General features: G+C 59.5%; 16 protein-coding genes and 1 tRNA gene. 4 read left to right on the forward strand and 13 right to left on the reverse strand.

Features of this window, described 5'->3' with window-relative positions:
• Positions 1-6 precede the first annotated feature (6 nt).
• The 6 genes from KW825_RS10315 to KW825_RS10340 form a co-directional block, all read right to left on the reverse strand.
• On the reverse strand, positions 7-477 hold the full coding sequence (locus KW825_RS10315) for a hypothetical protein (RefSeq protein WP_218329141.1): 471 nt from the start codon (positions 475-477) through the stop codon (positions 7-9).
• A gap of 444 nt (positions 478-921) precedes the next feature.
• On the reverse strand, positions 922-1476 hold the full coding sequence (locus tag KW825_RS10320; RefSeq protein WP_218329142.1) for a fimbrial protein: 555 nt from the start codon (positions 1474-1476) through the stop codon (positions 922-924).
• A 385-nt stretch (positions 1477-1861) separates the two neighbouring features.
• Positions 1862-2167 (reverse strand): FaeA/PapI family transcriptional regulator, encoded by a 306-nt coding sequence (locus KW825_RS10325; RefSeq protein ID WP_218329143.1) that lies wholly within the window; start codon positions 2165-2167, stop codon positions 1862-1864.
• Between the two features lie 108 nt (positions 2168-2275).
• The gene (locus KW825_RS10330; RefSeq protein ID WP_218329144.1) at positions 2276-2773 is read right to left on the reverse strand and encodes a transcription termination/antitermination NusG family protein; all 498 of its coding nucleotides are present in this window, start codon (positions 2771-2773) and stop codon (positions 2276-2278) included.
• Positions 2774-3921: 1148 nt separating this feature from the next.
• The gene (gene dcuC / locus KW825_RS10335; protein ID WP_218329145.1) at positions 3922-5292 is read right to left on the reverse strand and encodes a C4-dicarboxylate transporter DcuC; all 1371 of its coding nucleotides are present in this window, start codon (positions 5290-5292) and stop codon (positions 3922-3924) included.
• Positions 5293-5954: 662 nt separating this feature from the next.
• A tRNA-Ser gene (locus KW825_RS10340) sits at positions 5955-6042 on the reverse strand.
• A gap of 184 nt (positions 6043-6226) precedes the next feature.
• On the opposite strand from KW825_RS10340, the gene KW825_RS10345 reads away from it, so the two are divergent.
• The 4 genes from KW825_RS10345 to KW825_RS10360 all read left to right on the forward strand — a co-directional run bounded on the left by KW825_RS10345 (position 6227) and on the right by KW825_RS10360 (position 9993).
• The gene (locus KW825_RS10345; protein WP_042652487.1) at positions 6227-6883 is read left to right on the forward strand and encodes a Bax inhibitor-1/YccA family protein; all 657 of its coding nucleotides are present in this window, start codon (positions 6227-6229) and stop codon (positions 6881-6883) included.
• A gap of 164 nt (positions 6884-7047) precedes the next feature.
• A complete protein-coding gene (locus tag KW825_RS10350; protein ID WP_218329146.1) occupies positions 7048-7302 on the forward strand; it encodes a hypothetical protein in 255 nt (84 codons plus the stop codon).
• 1 nt (position 7303) lies between these two features.
• Positions 7304-9436, forward strand: a complete 2133-nt coding sequence (gene yccS, locus KW825_RS10355) for a YccS family putative transporter (RefSeq protein WP_218329147.1) — start codon at positions 7304-7306, stop codon at positions 9434-9436.
• A 200-nt stretch (positions 9437-9636) separates the two neighbouring features.
• A complete protein-coding gene (locus KW825_RS10360; RefSeq protein ID WP_218329148.1) occupies positions 9637-9993 on the forward strand; it encodes a TusE/DsrC/DsvC family sulfur relay protein in 357 nt (118 codons plus the stop codon).
• A gap of 99 nt (positions 9994-10092) precedes the next feature.
• On the opposite strand, the gene dedD is transcribed toward KW825_RS10360, so the two are convergent.
• The 7 genes from dedD to KW825_RS10395 form a co-directional block, all read right to left on the reverse strand.
• Complete coding sequence (dedD, locus tag KW825_RS10365) at positions 10093-10860, reverse strand: cell division protein DedD (protein ID WP_218329149.1); 768 nt, start codon at positions 10858-10860, stop codon at positions 10093-10095.
• A 240-nt stretch (positions 10861-11100) separates the two neighbouring features.
• Entirely contained in the window at positions 11101-12375 is a 1275-nt protein-coding gene (folC, locus tag KW825_RS10370; RefSeq protein WP_218329150.1) for a bifunctional tetrahydrofolate synthase/dihydrofolate synthase, read from the reverse strand.
• A gap of 2 nt (positions 12376-12377) precedes the next feature.
• Entirely contained in the window at positions 12378-13241 is an 864-nt protein-coding gene (gene accD / locus KW825_RS10375) for an acetyl-CoA carboxylase, carboxyltransferase subunit beta (protein ID WP_042652492.1), read from the reverse strand.
• A gap of 119 nt (positions 13242-13360) precedes the next feature.
• On the reverse strand, positions 13361-14170 hold the full coding sequence (gene truA, locus KW825_RS10380) for a tRNA pseudouridine(38-40) synthase TruA (RefSeq protein ID WP_042652493.1): 810 nt from the start codon (positions 14168-14170) through the stop codon (positions 13361-13363).
• Between the two features lie 161 nt (positions 14171-14331).
• Positions 14332-16431: a FimV/HubP family polar landmark protein gene (locus KW825_RS10385; RefSeq protein ID WP_218329151.1), complete on the reverse strand. Its 2100-nt coding sequence runs from the start codon at positions 16429-16431 to the stop codon at positions 14332-14334.
• 283 nt (positions 16432-16714) lie between these two features.
• Positions 16715-17731: an aspartate-semialdehyde dehydrogenase gene (locus KW825_RS10390; RefSeq protein ID WP_218329152.1), complete on the reverse strand. Its 1017-nt coding sequence runs from the start codon at positions 17729-17731 to the stop codon at positions 16715-16717.
• A 142-nt stretch (positions 17732-17873) separates the two neighbouring features.
• On the reverse strand, positions 17874-19031 hold the full coding sequence (locus KW825_RS10395; protein WP_218329153.1) for a 4-phosphoerythronate dehydrogenase: 1158 nt from the start codon (positions 19029-19031) through the stop codon (positions 17874-17876).
• Positions 19032-19226 lie beyond the last annotated feature (195 nt).

The raw sequence follows: 19226 nt of genomic DNA on the forward strand, positions 1-19226 counted from the left end.
TACCTCTCAGGGATAGGCGACTAAAAAATAAATAGGAACACTGATGGGTGACTCACTGGACATGGGCACCAAAAACTTGAATTTGGATTGGAAGCGGAAGACGGGGCCATTCACTGAATGAAAGAGTGTCGGTGCATTGGCAACCCGGATGACCACACGACCATCGGACCAATCCCAGGCTTCGTCTTCGTCCTCGCTCGGGCTGACAACGAAACGCGAACCCTCATTCTCCTCGACGCTAATAAAACTGGCCGTCACATGCTGACTGACCGAGGAGATACATTCACTCAGCCGAATATCAAACAGCTTCGCATCCGTCCACTCTGCTGACATGGCTCGCCCCTCCTGCCACGATATCGGTTGGGCAACTTCAGGGGCACCAACGGCGCAGGATGAATAAACGACGCGACCTTCAAGGTTGATATCACCGGCAGTACGTACTTTCCTGCCCTCATCTGCTGCGGCACCGAGCGACATCGTCACTCCAAGAATGGACGACAACGTCCCCTGCAATACTCTTCGCACCGACTGACCTCTTCGCAATGACCGATAACAGGATGATGTCCCTATGAGGTATTGGACCCAGACCATCAAAAGGGATTTTTGCCTCGCTCACGCGAGTCCCCGGTACCGGCTCACCTTGTGCTCACTCCACTGTGGGTGGCAATGATCTTTCACGTTGCATTTGCAGCAAGGCTGTACCATCTCAGACAGGCGCATCTGGTCAGACTGCACCGCTGGGGCGTGCCCTGACTGACGAGAAATATCGAGGTTGGAGGCGGAAGTGATAACGGGGAATAAAATTCATACACTGCTGACACGGGACATCAGGGCCCCATACCATATAAATTTGGAACATTGTCATAAAGGGTGACTCGCTTGGCGAGTCACCCTTTCACTCTAAGTTACCTGCCGCTCTATTTATTCGTAATGCACGTTGAAGTTGGCCACGCTGCTGACGGGACCCGGCGTCACCACTGTACTGGTGGAGATATAATCGACCGTCAAGGGGATGATGGTAGTGCCATCCATGACCGACACGCTGCTTGATGGGAGCCCGGTGTTGAGCTCCAGTACTGCACCATCCGGTCCCATCAGCATCAAGCCCACACCCTGGGCAGCGCCTGCGCCCGCTGTGTTGGCCAGCACCGAGGTCTTGCTGCCCACGGTCGTACCGCTGAACGACACCGCGGCAGTGGCCTGCACGGTAGAATCACAGTCAACCAGTTTGATCTCGAAGCTTTCCGGTTGGTTCGCAGGTGCATCCGAGGTTGAGTTGAACGCTGCAGTACGTACCTGATCCAGATAGACGGTTTGATCCATGGAATCAGAGCTCACCGCACATGCCGCATTCACGACTTCACCGTTGAAATAAACGGTGCCACCGGTAACAACAGTCGGCGCTTCGATAGCGAACGCATTCAGACTGATACCAGAGGACAGAACAACGGCTACGGCTAACAGGGACTTTTTCATAAAAACTTTTAAACCTCAAATGAATGTGTAAACAATAAATATATAACTTATCTACTCCAGGGTTTCTGAACGAACTTTGCGTTCTGAACCTTAATGTATGACAAGAAAATAAAGGTTATTTCAAATAAACAAGTGCACATTAGAATGCATGCATTGCCAATGTATAATCTCGATATTAAATAATCCTGACACGAGCTGCCCTGATAGTTCACGTCCCTGATGGTTTACATTATTATAATAAAATAACTAAAGCTAATGAATGTTAATGCTATTTAATTTAATTACAAGTCTACTCATTAATATATTTTGTAAATTGCTAGCGACGCCCAGCGTTTTACCGATGCAAGGTAGACATACTAATATTAAAGACTAATGGATTTATAACTCAACCTGCCGTTATCGATAGCCCATACTTGTCAATGTCGGTGGGTATGATTGCTCCATGAACCTCACGCAGGCGTGGATACCAGCGCAGGGAGTTGTTAACATTTTGATACGAGCAAAAAATTCTGCCTTCATCTGCAAGTGCCAATAAGTACAAGCGTGCAGAATAAATGGTCTTGTCGCATGCGTCTGCAATTTCTCGTGTCTTGGGCCAGTCATTATAATCTGGTAGACTCCCCGCCATCGTCGGACAGAGTGATAATAATGCTTGGTATACTCGCTCTTTTTTTATGTCAGACTTCTTCATGACACACCCCACACCTTATTTTACCCTTCATTTATTACAGCTTTATTAATTAAAGCTTAAACAGTCATAATAGAAGGCATCAAAAATAGGCAACAAGCAAGTTTGAAATTAGCTTTGAATTGCCTCTGCCAATGCATAGAGCAGGGCACTGCGTGCCATCCCATCCTTTTCCTCAACGACCCGCTGTATTTGCTGACGCTGTGATTCGGTGAGAAGAAGATTTTGTTTAACCTGATTCTCACGGCTCATTTCAGTACTCGCTGGCAGGGCACCATTAGGATTTACAGTCAGCATCAGTTGCATTATTTCATCGACCACTACTTCATGCAGAGGGCTTACCATTCCGCCAAACCTAACAAGGTGGCTCATGCCAGGACAAGCAGCAATTTTTGAAGTGTGGTGCACTTCAGGATCAAAATGAACAAATAGATAGCCTGGAAACAATGGCTCCAAAACCGATCTGAAATGGCCAGGACGATCCGATCTTGGCTGACGACAACAGATCTGGGGGATAAATACTTCCACATTCAGACGAGTCAGGAACATCTGAACTTTGAATGCATTGTGTTTTCCTGTCTTGTGACAGGCAAGGTACCATCGCCCCATATTGATTGATTCCCATGTAGATTGCAGACGCACACTGGAAACGGATAATTATCGAGTAGGCTCCGCCAAAATTGAACCCGAGGGCACAACTTAAAATATTCGCCGATAGAAACTTGGTTACCATCAATTAAGGAACAATATGGTTCTACTCAATTGAAGCAAAGCTACATCAACCGGAACTCACATAGGAGCGAATTCCTGTTGAACATAATAATAGCAGAACAAAAACTATTAAACATGACTTCTACCCATATCAATGACTGCCACATCCTAAAAAATAGGATTTTTTCCTGCTATGGCAACCTACGACAGTGGAATATTCATTTATGGGAACGATCCCTCGACAGATTCGATCGTGACTAGAGAGTATAAAAATTTTTTCCGCTCGGTCATTGCTCGTTTTTTATAGGGAAAACTGAATACCACCTTAATGCCGCCGAAATTAAGATGTTCAAATGCCACCCTATAATTATAATGGCCAGTTTTTTGATTAATTCATGCTAAAGGCGCAGCTTAATTCACGAAATATCTCACCAAAAACACCGGTAACATTTGAGACTTTAGTATGAAGAAAAATAAAGAAATGCCCTTTGTTAGACGGGCCGAAATCTCACTTGCCCTTGTTGCCATACCGGTTTTTTTCATGCCATCAGCGCCTCGGCCAACAGCCAACAGCCAACAGCCAACAGCTTGTCGAGGAGCTACCTCGTATACCAGATGGGTCGATACCCCATGGTTCATGTTCAAGCAGTAACAGGAGATGCCATTACCGGAAGGCATGACACTGTCGAAAGGCGCGACTGCGTGGCCGAGCTGGGACCTCGAGCTGTGGGGTGAGATAAGGGGCACTAGTCCACCTAAAGAGGGCGATCACCTATCTTTATGCTTCCCTAGACGGTTTATGAAATGATGATACCTGTCCGAAGGGAGAAATCCGATTAGCACACACCTCTACAGAGGGGGCCGATGAGAGATACTGTGTGGTGATACAGGCAGGAGGTCGTCTCATGGTGGCCGTTTGTAACGAGCGTCTTAGATATGATGGAGAGCAACTGACCTACGCCAAGTCTGGCCTTTTAACATGTAATTCGGACTGTCCCTGAAAAACGCCTGCTAAAAAGCAGGCGCACGCGTATTTATTTTATCAATCAGATATAGCGGATCGCTGTCAGCACCATCACCACAGCCATGCTCGCCATCATGGGCACGAAGGTGCGTTTCACCACATCCACCGGGCTCAGGTTGGCGATGCCGGCGACGGTAATGATCACCCCGGCAACCGGCGAGATGGTCCGGCCAATCCCAGCGGCAAATAGGATGGGCACCAGCAGCAGCAGCGGGTTGATGTCGAACTGGCCCGATACCAGCGGCACTATGGGAATAAACGCCATCACGGGGGCATTGCCCGAGCCGGTGATGAAAGCGGTCAACAGGATGAAGAGGGAGAATACCAGCGACAGCCCGAGGGGGTTGAGGTCGAAGGACTTGGCCAGATCGATCAGCTGGGTGATGGCGCCGATATTGGTGAGACCGGCAGAGAAGAACTCGGCCGCCAGCATCAGGGTCAAGACGCTGCCGAATATCATGCCGGTACCGGTCAGCCAGGCTTCAAAGTTGGCAAACGCCTTGTTCAGAGAGCGGTAACGCAGCGCCTCAATGATGATGCAGAGGGTCATGGTCGACATCATGGCCACCGGGATGGTCATCTTGATGGCGCTGACAAACAGCTCGGAGAAGCCGAACAGAAACACGAAAGGGATCACTGGCAGCAGGGCGTAGTAGCCAGGTGTGTTCTCGTGTTTTGCCTCCAGCTCGTGCAGGTACTTGCCCCGCTCGGCGGCAGCATCGTGCCCCTCTTTGCGGTCACAGTGACGCTGCCACATGATGTTGACGAACGGTATGGTCACCAGCAGCGCAATCTGGAACAGCAACTGGTGATCCACCACAAATGGCATCACCTCGATATGGATCGCCTTGGCACCGATCACCGCATTGATCTGGCCGGGGCCAAACTCCCAGGCGGTGGGAATGACGATGGTTGCCACCGCCGTCTTGGCGCTGATCCCGGCGTTACGCAGCAATGGATAGAGGGTGCCCATCAACAGCAGGGAGAGCGACGTCGCCCCCGTGATGAAGACATAGAGGATGGAGACCAGTAGCAGGATTATGGCCAGCAACACATAGGGGTTCTTGAGTGCCATGATCGGCTTGGACGTGGCCTTGACCAGGGCGGCAGAGGCACCAATCTGATTGAGGTAAGTTGCCACACCGGCGATCGCCACCAAGGTCAGACCGGTGGAGGCCAGACGGGAGTTGGTCACCATGGCAAACTTCTCCCACAGATCGAAGAACCAGAATCCCTGGCTGTTCTCGGCAGGCAGAATATTGCTGATCCCCGCCCACTGGGCATAGGCCAGCAGCACCAGCCCCGCCGTCAGCAAAGTTGCCTGCGGGTTGAATCGCTTGAGCATGGCGTAGGCAACCAGCCCCACCACCACCAGGATCAATATTGTCGACATATAAAACACCCCTTTTACAGCACGGATTACGGCCCAATCACACCAGATCGTTATTTCTTTAAATTGGGGTATGGAGGTTATCAGTGGTCTCTGTAAAATAGAATTGGCGGGTGTGACAGGCACCTCAATAATAAATATTTCTCAATATTCAGATACCTGAAAAATATCTCGCTATCACATTCACTATTTCCATAACGTGGGGATGCTCTCATTTATTATCACACAGCTGTACGACCCATCATGAAATGTACATGTCGGAGGTGGCCGTTATTTTTTACGGCCCCCTCCCCTCAGCCGGATTGAGCCGGGGCCATATAGTCTCACCATCATCAATTAACCATATTGAGTGCAGCATAGAACGGCCTGGCGATGGCAGACTCATGGATCTGTTGGCTGTCCACAGGAGAAGGGGAAATAGAGAATAACTGACGCTTTGTTGGAATAATATGCACCGGGCTGGCTGATCGAGACTGACTATCGCGTGGTGTATGGCGATGACGTGCTCCCCGATTTGGATAACCAATGGCAGGATAGCCTTAGTCCAAAGCTGTGCTGCAGGGTAGTCTGCCAGCCAACACCAACTGGCATACATCAGTGGCATGCCAAGCATGCATATACACAAAAAATCCCAAGCGACGAATCGCTTGGGATTTCTCTGAAGATGGCGGAGGAGGTGGGATTTGAACCCACGGATGGTCGCCCATCGCCGGTTTTCAAGACCGGTGCATTCAGCCGCTCTGCCACCCCTCCGAACGGCGTGCATACTACGTCAGGCCCTCGTTCATATGCAATACATATTTACTCTGGGATAGTAGGGCGCAACAGGCTGGGGGGCCGCTTGAAATCAGCGCTCGTCATCCACACATTCAGTGCATACAATGCGTTAACGAAGCGGAATCTGCCGCCTCAACCCGGAAATCAAGAGGACACCAAGATGGATACCCGTTCTATCTACACTGGCACCCAGAGTGCCGCGCGTGACACCAACAAGGTGCTGCGCAACACCTATATGCTGCTCTCCCTCACTCTTGGCTTCTCTGCCGTGGTGGCCGGGGTTGCCACCGTGATGAACATGCCGCCCCTGCACTGGGCCGTGTTCCTGATCGGTGTCTATGGTCTGATGTTCCTGACCCAGAAGAACCGCGAAAACGGCATGGGGCTGGTGTTCACCTTCGCCCTGACCGGCCTGCTCGGCTATAGCCTGGGCCCCATCATCAACATGTATATGAATAATGGTGGTGGCGAGATAGTGATGACCGCACTCGGCGGCACCGCGCTGACCTTCTTCGGGCTGTCGGCCTATGCCCTGACCACCAAGCGTGACCTCTCCTTCATCGGCGGCATGCTGTTCGTCGGTTTCTGGGTGCTGCTGGTGGCCATGGTCGCCAACATCTTCCTGCAGATGAGCGCCCTGAGCCTGGCCCTGTCCGCCATGTTCATGCTGTTCTCCTCTGGCGCCATCCTGCTGACCACCCAGCAGATCATCCGCGGCGGCGAGACCAACTACATCTCCGCCACAGTGACGCTCTATGTGTCCATCTACAACATCTTCCTGAGCCTGCTGAGCCTGCTCGGCGGCAACCGCAACTGATGAACAACCCCGCTTCGGCGGGGTTTTTATTGGCACCTGTTTTTGTCAGGATAAGTTGTAAATCAAGGATATGAAGCTAAGTGGCCCTGATCCAAATCAGGGCCACTTCGTTGCCGACGGGTTATGCTTTCGCTTTCGTTTCGCTCAAGGGTTGCGTCTATCCCATGCCCATGGATTTCTCCGGCCTGCTGCGCCGTTTACTAGCCGACAGCCACATCGATTTCACTTCGCTCAAGGGTGAGCCTGGCATGCCCATGGACTTCTCCAGCCTTTTATTGCAACGCCTGCTGACCGACAGCCACATCGATTTCACTTCGCTCGAGGGTGAGCCTGGCATGCCCATGGACTTCTCCAGTTTGTTGCGCCGTCTGCTGACCGACAGCCACATCGATTTCACTTCGCTCAAGGGTGGTGCCTAGCATGCCCATGGACTTCTCCAGTTTGTTGCGCCGTCTGCTGACCGACAGCCACATCTACTTCGCCCTCAAGGTGCTGCTGGCCATAGTGGGTCTGCTCGCCTTCGCGCTGATCAGTGGCGACATCTCGCTGACAGTGCTGCTCTCCCTCGGGGTGGTGGCGGGGGCCATCGCCGAAACAGATGACAGTCTGTGGGGCCGGGTCAAGAACCTCGCCATGACGCTGGTCTGCTTCCTGTTTGCCTCCCTCTGCGTGCAGTACCTCTTCCCTACCCCCTGGCTGTTCGCCCTTGGGCTCGCGGGCTCGACCTTCATCTTCGTGATGGTGGGGGCGCTGGGCCAGCGTTACGCCACCATCAGCTTCGGCTCCCTGCTCATCGCCATCTACACCATGCTGGGGGCCGCCAAGGCGCCGGATCTCTTCTACCAACCGCTGGCGCTCGGCGCCGGCGCGCTCTGGTACGGGCTGGTCTCCCTCGTCTGGCTCTGGCTGCTGCCCTACAAGACGCTGCACGAGCAGCTCGCCCAGAGCTACTTCGCTCTCGGCCGCTACCTGCTGGAGAAGTCCCGCTTCTTCCCGGCCGACGAGCACGGCGCCCAGGCCATTCGCCACAACCTTGCCCAGCTCAACATAAACCTGGTCAATGCCCTCAACCTGACCAAGACCGCGCTCAACGCCCGCCTCAGCACCCGCCATCAGGCGGCGCCCGAGCTCGCGAGCCTGCTGCGGCTCTATCTGCTGGCGCTGGAGATCCAGGAGCGCGCCACCTCCAGCCACTACCCCTACAGCAAGCTGGAGGCCGAGCTCAAGCAAGGCATCGTACTTGACGGCTTCCAGGAGGTGTTCCTGCAGCTCTCCGAGGCCTGCCAGCGGCTCGGCTACGCCATCCTGGTGCACAAACCCTATGCCCACCACAAGCGCATCCACTGGACCCTGGAGGCGCTCGGCGATCAGCTGGAGTTCACCCACCTCAAGCAGCACTATCCCAAGACCCTGCTGACGCCGATGAAGTTCCTGCGCCGCAACCTGGCCAGTATCAACCAGCTGCTGGCCAGCGCCGAGGAGCTGCAGAACCCGGCGTTGCCCTTAGCCAACCTGCCCACCCTGGCAAGGCCGACGCCGCTGCCGCTGCTGACTCTGCTCAAGCAGCACCTCACCCCGAACTCCATGGTGTTTCGCCACGCCCTGCGCCTCTCCCTCGGGCTGGTGATAGGCTACGGCATACTGCAGGCATTCAGCCTGGACAAGGGTTACTGGATCCTGCTGACCGTGCTGTTCGTCTGCCAGCCCAGCTACAGCGCCACCCGTCGCCGGTTGGTGCAACGCATGCTCGGCACCTTCGCCGGCCTGCTGATCGGCGTGCCCGTGCTCTGGCTCTTCCCCCAACTGCACCTGCAACTGGGGATCATGGGGCTGGCCGCCTTCCTGTTCTTCACCCAGGTGCGCAGCAACTACAGCGCCGCGGTCTGCTTCATCACCCTCTATGTGCTGATGGCGTTCAACCTGCTCGATGGCATCGGCTTCGCCATCCTGGGCCCGCGCCTGCTCGATACCTTCCTCGGCTGCCTGCTCTCCTACGCGCTGGTGGCCTGGCTGTGGCCGGACTGGCAATACAAGCGGCTGCCGACGCTGATCGCCAACTCCCTCTCGGCCAACGCCCGCTATCTCTCGGCGGTGCTCGCCAGCCTGCACCGCCAGCGGGATGAGTCCCTCGACTACCGGGTGGCCCGCAAGTGCGCCCACCTCGCCGACAGCGAGCTGGCCATGGCCTGGCAGAGCATGCTGGTGGAGCCGAGCAAGCGCCGCCGCTTCCTCGAACTCTGTTTCACCCTCACCTGGCGCAACCACGCCCTGCTCTCCTACATCTCGGCGCTGGGGGCCCATCGCGACAAGCTAGAGCCCATCCCCGAGCTCGACGAGATCAGCCGCCACATCAGCCATACCCTGGAGCGGGCCGCTGGTCATCTGGCCGGCGAGGTGCCGGCCCAGCTCGAGGGACAGTGCCCGCTCATCGCCCCGGACAGCAGCGAGGAGCAGCTGATGCTGACCCAGCAGCTCAATCACATCAGCCAGCTGGCGGATGAGCTGCTGATGCTGGCCAACGATGGCCAGCTGCTCACCCAGCAAGGACAATGACCTAGTCAGCGTCACGACAGTGCCGGCGGATAAGAGGCTGATCCTGGTCCATATGGATGGCCAACTGCGCACCCGGCAGGGACAATGACCTGATCAGCACCAAGACAGCGCCGGCGGCTGAATAACCGCCGCCGGTTGCTCAGTTGGGATCAAGGCGCTACCATGCCCGCCCAATCCTGATAGCCCCCGAGGAGCCCCTTATGTCTGAGCAGCCGCCCGAAACGCACGTGCTGGAATTCAATGGCCACATCATAGAGACCGATGCCAAGGGCTATCTGCGTCATATCGAGGACTGGAGCGAGGCGCTGGCGCTGGTGCTGGCCGAGCAGGAAGGCATAGTGCTGGAGGAGCCGCACTGGGAAGTGGTGCGCTTCGTGCGGGCGTTTTATCTGGAGTTCAACACCTCCCCCGCCATCCGCGCCCTGGTCAAGGCGATGGAGAAGCAGTACGGCCCCGAGAAGGGTAACAGCCGCTACCTCTACAAGCTGTTCCCGGAGGGGCCCGCCAAGCAGGCCACCAAGATAGCGGGCCTGCCCAAGCCGGTGAAATGCATCTAAAAACCGGCCCAACCTCCCGCTGTGAGACCATGAACAGGTTCTAAAAAAATACCGCGCCGAGGCGCGGTATTTTTTTGTTCGGCGTTCGTCAGACCCGCATCAGGGGTTGTACGCCACCACAGAGCCGCTGAGCCCGGTCATCTGACCTATCTTGCTTTGCATGCCCTGCAGCTTGGCCTTGGAGACGTCCGGCCCGATGAAGACCCGGTTGAGCTGCCCCTGCACCGGCGTTCTCGGCGAGGTGTGGGCCGAATAGCCCGCCGCCCGCAGCTTGCTCACCAGCGCATTGACGCTGTCCACGTTCTTGAAGGCGCCGAGTTGCAGGATCCAGCTGCCCTGGGCAGGCGCGGCCGCGGCGGGCGCCGGGGTCGTGGGCTGCTGCACCATCTTGCTCGCGATGAGATCATCCATCGACTTGATCTGGCCGACCTGCGACTTGGTCTCCACCGGCTTCTTCACCTCGACCGGCTTGGGCGGTACCGGCTTGGGCTTGGGCGGCTCGACCGGTTTCTTGGCGATCACCTCGGGTTTGGGCTGCGGCTTGGGCTGAGTCACCGGCTGCTGCGCCTGGGCGGCTGACGGCTGATTGGCGGCCAGGGTTACAGCCCCCCCGATCTCCTCCACCTGCCACTGCTCGGCCGCGGCGGCCTGCTGCTGGCTGGCCACGTGCTCGGCCGGCAGGGTAGTGGCCGCCGAGACCTGCAGCGCCGGCTTGGCCGGCTCCAGTTCCGGGCGCAGCGGGATCTTGGCAAACGCCTCGTCCTTCTGCTCCAGCTTGTGGCCGTCCATCAGATCCGGCAGAAAAATGACAACCAGGGCGACCAGGATGACGGTCCCCACTAATCTGTTTTGAAACTTCGAAGCCAAGTTAACTCCTACCCATATTGCTTAGCCATTATTGCCGGGTCGATGGCGCCGAGCAGGGACATCGCCCGCGGTCGGGGCGGCATCGGCGTCGCGCAGGCCGTCGTACCCGCCGGAATGTCGGCGACAGTGTAAAGCGAACAACACACAATGACCATATCAGCAGGACTCGATACGGCCAGACCAGGAGTCGGGCTGGCAAGCCCCAGCGGTGCAACCCTGGTCTGACCGATTCCTGCCGGCCTAGGCCTGAGCCGTCGACTCTGCCAGCACGGCTGCGACAGTGTAAAACGAGCCGAACACGATGACCATGTCCTCCGGCTCCGAGGCAGCCAGTGCGGCGTTATAGGCCGTGCTGACCGATTCGAAGGTCGCCGCCGGGCCCTGCTCCCCGAGCGCCGTCGCCAGCTGGGCCGCCGAGGCGGCGCGGGAGCCGTCGAGGCTGGCCAGGAACCACTCGTCGACGAGGCCCTTGAGCTCGGCCAGCGACCCCGTCATGTCCTTGTCCTTGAGCATGCCGACCACGGCGCGGCGCCGCCCCTGACAGGGGATCTGCCGCAGCTGGCTGGCGAGGTAGGCCGCCGAGTGGGGATTGTGGGCCACATCGACGATCACCAGCGGGCTGGTCTGCAGTCGCTGCATTCGGCCCGCCAGCCGGGCCTCTGCCAGCCCCTGCCGGATGGCCGTCTCCGGCAATGGCAGCCCGAGGGACTCCAGCGCCGCCAGCACTGTCACCGCGTTCATCAGCGGCAGCGCGGGCTTGGGGAGATCGAGCCAGTGTTGCAGGCCGTGATAATCCCAGCGCTCGTCATGCTCGGTGGCATGCTCTTTATAAAAGAAATCCACCCCGACCTGACGCAGGCAGGCGCCGAGACGCTGTGCCTCGCTGGCGATGGTGGCAGGCGGGTTGGGCTCGCCGCTGATGGCAGGCTTGCCGGCCCGATAGACGCCGGCCTTCTCCACCGCCACCGCCTCGCGGGTATCCCCGAGCCAGTCGCAGTGATCCAGCGCGATGGAGGTGATCAGGGCGACATCGGATTCCACCACATTGGTGGCATCGAGCCGTCCCCCCAGCCCCACTTCCAGCAGCAACACGTCCGGCGCGGCGCGGCAGAACAGCCAGAGCCCGGCGAGGGTCGCGAACTCGAAGAAGGTGAGCGCTATCTCGGCGCGGGCGGCTTCCACCGCGGCGAAGGCGGCGCAGTGCTCGCTATCGGCCAGCTCGGCGCCGTCGATGCGCACTCGCTCGGTGAAACGCAGCAGATGGGGCGAGGAGTAGACCCCGACCCGGTAGCCGGCGGCCATCAGTATGCTGGCGGCCATGGCGCAGGAGGAACCCTTGCCGTTGGTACCCGCCACCGTGATCACCTTGAACGGCAACCGGGTGAGACCCATGCGACGGGCGACGGCCCCGACCCTGTCCAGCCCCATGTCGATGTTGACCGGGTGGATCTGCTCCAAATAAGAAAGCCAGTCGACCAGCGACCGGCTTTGGGATTGTTGCATGTGCGAACTCATGTTCAGTCTTCGATGACTTGCTGGTTCATCAGCTTGGCCAGCAGGCTGGCCAGGCGATTGCGCATCTCGCGGCGATCGATGATGAGATCGATGGCGCCCTTCTCCAGCAGGAACTCGGAGCGCTGGAAGCCTTCCGGCAACTTCTCGCGCACCGTCTGCTCGATGACGCGCGGGCCGGCAAAGCCGATCAGCGCCTTGGGCTCGCCCACGTTGATGTCACCCAGCATGGCCAGGCTGGCGGAGACGCCACCCATGGTGGGGTCGGTCAGCACCGAGATGAAGGGCAGACCCGCCTTGGTGAGGCGATCCAGCGCCGCACTGGTCTTGGCCATCTGCATCAGGGAGAACAGCGCCTCCTGCATCCGCGCCCCACCGGAGGTGGAGAAGCAGACCAGGCCGCGGCCTTCCTTCATGCACTCCTCGACGGCGCGCACGAAGCGGGCACCGACCACGGAGGACATGGAGCCCCCGATGAAGGAGAACTCGAATGAACAGGCGACGACCGGCACCCCCTTGAGGGTCCCCTTCAACACCACCAGCGCATCTTTCTCTCCCGTCTCTTTCTGAGCGGCAGACAAACGATCCTTGTAGCGCTTGGAATCCTTGAATTTCAAGATATCTTGCGGTTCCAGCTCGGCACCGATCTCGGTGCGGCCCGGCTCGTCGAGGAAGCTCTCGAGGCGGGCGCGGGCGCTGATCCGCATATGATGATCACACTTGGGGCACACTTCGAGGTTGCGCTCCAGTTCTGCCCGGTAGAGCACCTGTTCGCAAGCACTGCACTTGGTCCAGACCCCTTCCGGGATGTTGTGACGACGCGGTGTAGTGATCTTGCTCTTGGGAAGGATCTTCTCAAGCCAGCTCATGGAATTCCTTAATGCTTTTGTGCCTGACAAAACGCATCGGGCCTAGATTGTTCAATGACTTAACGGCTCGATGGCAATAAATAACGGGTCATTAAACCACAAATTTTCGGGCCCAGTTACTAAAAACTGGTCGTACCCGGTGCCGAGTCAGGCAGCCAGAGCGGGCCGAGCGGCAACTGCGGCAGGGCAAACTCCGCCGGGTAATCCACGTCCACCAGATAGAGGCCCCCCGCCTTGGCGGTCGGGCCGGCCAGATTGCGATCCCTGGCGGCCAGCACCTCGGCGATCCATTCCACCGGTTTGAGCCCCTGCCCCACCAGCAGCAGGGAGCCGGTGATGTTGCGCACCATGTGGTGCAAGAAGGCGTTGGCGCGGATATCCAGCACTATATAGGGCCCCTCCCGGCTGACGCAGAGGTGGGTCACGTTGCGCCAGGGGGTGTTGGACTGGCAGGCGATGGCCCTGAAGGTACTGAAATCGTGCTCCCCCAGCAGGCTCTGACCCGCCTGGTGCATCAGCGCCGCGTCTATGGTCTCGTGGTAGTGACTGACGCCGCTGCCGAGGATGGCGGGGCGATAGTTGTGGTTGTAGATGACATAACGGTAGCGACGGGCGGTGGCGCTGAAGCGGGCGTGGAACTCCTCTCCCACCTCCTTGACCCAGCGCACGGCGATGTCCGGCGGCAGGTTGGAGTTGAGGCCCAGGGTCCAGGCGGACTCCGCGCGCACCGCGTGGGTATCGAAGTGGATCACCTGGCCGGTGGCATGCACTCCGGCATCGGTGCGACCGGCGCACTGGATGGCCACCGGATGGTTGGCGATGCGGCTGATGGCCTTTTCCAGCTCGGCCTGCACGCTGATCACTTCGCGCTGACGCTGCCAACCGAAATACCGGCTGCCGTCATATTCAATACCTAGGGCAATTCGCATGGATAACTTTTGTCTTATAAGGAAACGATGAAAGAAACGGGGCGGATTATACGCGCTAAGGGCCAAAAGTCCCAAACCACAGCTCGGCCGGCATGGCGAGAGCCATCAACAGCAAGGGCAGCCCGCGGGCTGCCCTTGTCATCATCGGGATAGGCTTGGCGTTACCCCAACCGTCTGAGCAGCTTCTCGGCCTCGGCACGCTGGTGTTCGCTACCCTGCGCCGCCGCCTCGCTCAGCAGCTCGCGGGCGCTCTCCTTGTCGTCGATCTCGAGGTAGGCACGGGCCAGATCCAGCTTGGCCCCCACCCCGCCATCGTCGGCATCCACATCGAAACCGGTGGACTGGGGCAACACCTCGGGGAAGCCATCCAGCCCCACGTCCAGGGAGAAGCCCTGATAGGGTTCCTGCTCGGCACTGCTGGCATTGGCCTCGGCCAGCAGCTTGTCGATCTCGACATAGTCGTTCGCCTGCGCCTGCGCCCTCGGCTTCAGATCGCTCGGATGGGAATCCACCTCGGTGAAGGCATCCTCGAAATCGGCAAGCGCCAGCTCGTTGGGATCCCAGGCCGGCGCCGCGGTTGCCGCCTTGGCCTGGGTGGGCTCGAGCCCCAGCTCCGCCAGCATGTCGTCGATGTCGTCCTTGCCATAACCGCTGGCATCGCTGCGCGCCGCCTGATCGGCCGCCGGCTCGTCGAAGCCGGATTCGAAATCGCTCAGGTCGAAGTCGGCGAGCTCCTCGTCGCGGCGGGAGCGAGTCACCTGCTGATCGTGATCCCGCGCCAGATCGGCATCCAGCTCGGCAAACAGCGCCGCCTGCAGCTCCTCCTCGCTCATGATCTCGTCGCGGGAGCGGGCGGAGGGGTTGAACTCCCCTGCCAGGTCGAGATCCGGCTCGGAGGGCAGCTCGAAGGCGTCCTCGTGGGCCAGATCGAGCTCGGGCACCAGATCCGGATCCCGGCCGGGATGCAGTGCGGCGGGTTCTTCGTCGAACGCCGACAGGGCCAGATCGCCGTCATCGCTGAAGATGACATCGGTCGAGTCTTTCGGCTCGGCCACCGCCACATAACCGTCCGGCCCATTGAGATCCGGCATGGGGTGCATCGGCTCGTCGTCGGCGATGCCGACCGTCATCAGCTGATCGAACTCGCTGCTCTCTTCACCCATCACCATGGAGGTCGATTCGGAGAGGCTCTTCTCCTGCTCTTCCAGCTCACGACGGGCGCGGGCCCGCAGCCAGAGCGTCACCAGCGCCAGCACCAGCAGCACGGGCAGCAGTATGATCATGGCGAGGTTGAGCGGCGAGGCGAGCAGCTCCATCAGCCAGTTCTGCTTGGGCGCAGGGGCCACCACCGGCGGCACCGGCTGGGCCTTGAGCTCGGCCACCTCTTTTTGCAGCGCGGTCTGATCCTGCAATTGGGCCTTGAGGGTCTCCACCTCTTCGGTCAGTGCCTGCAGGCGCAGCTTGAGCCTGTGGTTCATCTCGGTGACCTGACCGAGCTGGGCATTGGCGTCTTCCAGCGCCAGCGCCATCTCGGTGGAGGGCTTGCCGACCGGGGTACCCAGATCCGCCGGCAAGGGGGCTGGGGCGCTCGCCAAGGCGGCGCTGGCCGTTGCCGCCTTGGCGACGGCCACCTCGGTGGCGGCTTGCGGCGGGCTCACCTTGGGCGCTGCCGCCGGGATGGGCGCCGCCTTGGCAACCGGGGCCTTGGCCGGCACGGCGGTCACCTTGGTCTCAGCCGGGCTGGCGGACTGGGCCTGCTTGCTGGCCAGGTATTTGGGGCTCAGCCCCTTCCAGCTGGCGTTGTCGCTGTTGAAGCGCTGACGCGCCTGCGCATCGGTGATGCGGCTCGCCTCGGCGGCCGTCGGCAGCAGAATGCGGGAGCCCACCAGGATGTGGTTGATGTTGCCATCGGCAAAACTGCGGGGATTCTTGTCGTAGATCGCCACCATGGTCTGGTAGACGCTCAGCCGACTGGAGGGGCGATGCTTGCTCGCCAGGCTCCACAGGGTATCGGTGGGACGGACCGGACCATAGCTGCCCGCCTGGGTGCTGGCGGTCTGACGCACTATGGGCTGCGCCTTGGGCAGGCTGGGTTGTGCCACCGGCTGGGCCTGTGGCTGAGGTTGAACCAGCGGCGGCGCGGCGTCATCCGGCCCCTTCAGCTCAACAAAGAAAGGTTCTTTCCCCGACTCATCGGCCTGAACCGTGCCCAGAAGACCCAATGCGAGTAGCGTTGCCAGCGTTATGCGGGAATGTCCCATATTCGTTCCTTCGTATGACGGCCCTATCACATTGAAAAATCTGGATAGTTACCCCAAAACAATCGGCTCAATATAAATCAGGCTAGCGTCTCAAGCCAGCAATCCGACACATTTAGCACCCCACTCCTGCCAGAATGCTGGCAAGAGTGTAGGAAAAAACTTAATCGACTGATATCACGCAAAATTTTTAAAACCGGAGAGTGCGGTGCCGGTCACATCCGGGCACCGCCACCAGCACCGGTCAAGGGGCGGGGTTCCCTTCCCGCCAGGGCCGGTGTCAGCCTCAGAGGTAGTCACGCACCAGCAGTTCGGCGATCTGCACGCTGTTGGTCGCCGCGCCCTTACGAACGTTATCGGCCACGATCCACATATTGATACCGCTCGGGTGAGAAATATCCTGGCGCACCCGGCCGACCAGCACCTCGTCCTTGCCGGTGGCGTCGCGCACCGGGGTCGGGTAGTCGGCGTCGTCATCGAACAGGGTGACGCCCGGGGCGTTGCGCAGCAGCTCCTTGACCTGATCCGCGTCCAGCGGCTGGTGCAGCTCGACGTGGACCGCCTCGGCGTGACCGTAGAACACCGGCACCCGCACGCAGGTCGGGTTCACGGCGATGTTGGCATCCCCCAGGATCTTCTGGGTTTCCCACACCATCTTCATCTCCTCACGGGTGTAACCGTTGTCGGTGAAGGCGTCGATCTGCGGGATCAGGTTGAAGGCGATCTGCTGCGGGTAGAGGGTCGGCTCCACCGGACGGCCATTGAGCAGGTGCGCGGTCTGGCCGGCCAGCTCGCTCACCCCTTCCTTGCCGGAGCCGGAGACGGACTGGTAGGTCGCCACGTTGATGCGGGCGATGCCCACCTCGTCGTGCAGGGGCTTGAGCGCCACCAGCATCTGGATGGTGGAGCAGTTCGGGTTGGCGATGATGTTGCGGTTGCGAAAATCCGCCAGCGCGTCCGGGTTCACTTCCGGGATCACCAGGGGGATGTCTTCGTCGTAACGGAAGCAGGAGGTGTTGTCGATGACGATGCAGCCATGCTCGGCGGCGATCGGTGCCCACTTGGCAGAGATCTCGGCCCCGGCGGAGAAGAGCGCGATCTGCACCTGGCTCCAGTCAAACTCCTCCACGTCCAGGATCTCGCGGTTCTTGCCACCAAAGCGCACGGTATCACCGGCGCTGCGGCTGGAGGCCAGCGGATAGAGGGTGGCGACCGGGAAGGCACGCTCCTCCAGGATCTCGATCATGGCCTGACCCACGGCGCCGCTCGCGCCCAATACCGCTACGTTGAATTGCTGACTCACTGATGTTCTCTCCTTTATGGATGCCGATGACGCCCTAGGGCATCACCGCTGGCAGGCGAACCTGCCTGATAGCGGGTTTGGCGGTGCCAAACCACACAGGGGGCGGACCTGAGTCCGCCCCCTCGTTGATATTGAACCCGATTCAGATCGGGCGGATGACAAAGCCCAGTCGGGCCAGCATATCGCTGGCGAAGGGGCCACTGACCTGCAAGGAGGAGAGCTCCCGCCGCTCCGGGTAGTGCTTGCGCTGCTCGTCGAAACTGCCTGGCAGATCGATGCGATTGCGAAAACGGGCATCGTCCCGGCGCACATCATAGATAAGGTGGACCAGCTGCTTTATCAACGCCTGATCCGTGGCCTGGCCCGGCGTCAGCTCGCGCACCTCGGGGGCTGGCAAGAGCGCTTGCAGATCCTGGCGCGGGGCGCGCCCCTGCTGCTGGCAGAGCGCCTGATAGAGCATCCAGGTGCCACGCGCCTTGCCCTCCAGGCTGTAGCCGGCGATGTGCGGGGTCGCCAGCTCGGTATGGGGCACCAGGGCGCGCAGGGGTTCCGGCTCCCCTTCCCACACGTCCATCACCAGCCGCAATGGCTCGCCACCCAACTGGCGGGCGAGCAGGGCCTGGTTGTCCCACACCTCGCCACGGGAGGCATTGATGAGGAACTGCCCCTGTGGCCTTGCCGCTATCTCGCGCTCCCCCAGCAGATGGAAGGTGGTATCGACGCCTTCGCGGGTGAGGGGCACGTGGAAGCTGACGATATCGGCCGAGAGCGCCGTCTGGTAATCGACGAAGCCCGCGGCCCCCTCGGCACCCTTGTTTGCACTCGTGATGGCATTCGCCTCGCGGCGGGCCCGCGGCGGATCGCAGCGCAGCACCCGCATGCCGAGCGCCTCGGCCTTGCCCGCCACACATTCGCCGGTGTTGCCGGCGCCGATGACGGCGAGGCTCATCTCGCTCAGGTTGAGCTCGTGGCGCTCCGCCAGCACCAGCAGGGCGGAGAGCACATAGTCCCCCACCGAATATTTGTTACAACCGGGGGCGCTGAAGAAGGGGATGCCCCGCTCGGCCAAGAGCGCCTTGTCGATGTGATCCGTGCCTATGGTGGCGGTGCCCACGAAGGCCAGACGCGGACAGTTGGCGAGCAGTCTGGCATCGACCCGGGTCACCGAGCGCACCAGCAGCACCTCGGCATCCTGCAGATCCGCCGCCGCTATCTGCCGCCCCGGCAGGGGTACCACCTCGCCAAACTCGGCAAACAACTCGCAGGCGTGGGGCATGTTTTCATCAACGACGATCTTCATCGGGCTCTCTTCTTGGTAACTGAATGCGCGCAACCGGCCACAGGCGCGCCATTCTAGCCCATATGGCGCAAGTTTTCAGAGGCATCTTCTCGGGCCGGTAGTTGCCACCGGCGCCCCCCCTCCTAGCCCAGACGACGGGCGTTTCCAGCCGCCACGGCTCGTGGCCGCCCTCCATGCCCAGGCAATAGAGCCCTA

The sequence above is a fragment of the Aeromonas sp. sif2433 genome (assembly GCF_019218705.1).
GTDB classification, from domain to species: Bacteria; Pseudomonadota; Gammaproteobacteria; order Enterobacterales; family Aeromonadaceae; genus Aeromonas; species Aeromonas encheleia.

Bases quoted from the DNA above. Each gene is read 5' to 3' on its own strand.
- KW825_RS10350 (WP_218329146.1), top strand. From the start codon at position 7,048: ATGCCCATGGATTTCTCCGGCCTGCTGCGCCGTTTACTAGCCGACAGC.
- dcuC (WP_218329145.1), bottom strand. From the start codon at position 5,292: ATGTCGACAATATTGATCCTGGTGGTGGTGGGGCTGGTTGCCTACGCC.
- KW825_RS10320 (WP_218329142.1), bottom strand. From the start codon at position 1,476: ATGAAAAAGTCCCTGTTAGCCGTAGCCGTTGTTCTGTCCTCTGGTATC.
- truA (WP_042652493.1), bottom strand. From the start codon at position 14,170: ATGCGAATTGCCCTAGGTATTGAATATGACGGCAGCCGGTATTTCGGT.
- folC (WP_218329150.1), bottom strand. From the start codon at position 12,375: ATGAGTTCGCACATGCAACAATCCCAAAGCCGGTCGCTGGTCGACTGG.
- KW825_RS10395 (WP_218329153.1), bottom strand. From the start codon at position 19,031: ATGAAGATCGTCGTTGATGAAAACATGCCCCACGCCTGCGAGTTGTTT.
- KW825_RS10330 (WP_218329144.1), bottom strand. From the start codon at position 2,773: ATGGGGCGATGGTACCTTGCCTGTCACAAGACAGGAAAACACAATGCA.
- KW825_RS10325 (WP_218329143.1), bottom strand. From the start codon at position 2,167: ATGAAGAAGTCTGACATAAAAAAAGAGCGAGTATACCAAGCATTATTA.
- KW825_RS10385 (WP_218329151.1), bottom strand. From the start codon at position 16,431: ATGGGACATTCCCGCATAACGCTGGCAACGCTACTCGCATTGGGTCTT.
- accD (WP_042652492.1), bottom strand. From the start codon at position 13,241: ATGAGCTGGCTTGAGAAGATCCTTCCCAAGAGCAAGATCACTACACCG.
- KW825_RS10315 (WP_218329141.1), bottom strand. From the start codon at position 477: ATGTCGCTCGGTGCCGCAGCAGATGAGGGCAGGAAAGTACGTACTGCC.
- KW825_RS10360 (WP_218329148.1), top strand. From the start codon at position 9,637: ATGTCTGAGCAGCCGCCCGAAACGCACGTGCTGGAATTCAATGGCCAC.
- KW825_RS10345 (WP_042652487.1), top strand. From the start codon at position 6,227: ATGGATACCCGTTCTATCTACACTGGCACCCAGAGTGCCGCGCGTGAC.
- yccS (WP_218329147.1), top strand. From the start codon at position 7,304: ATGCCCATGGACTTCTCCAGTTTGTTGCGCCGTCTGCTGACCGACAGC.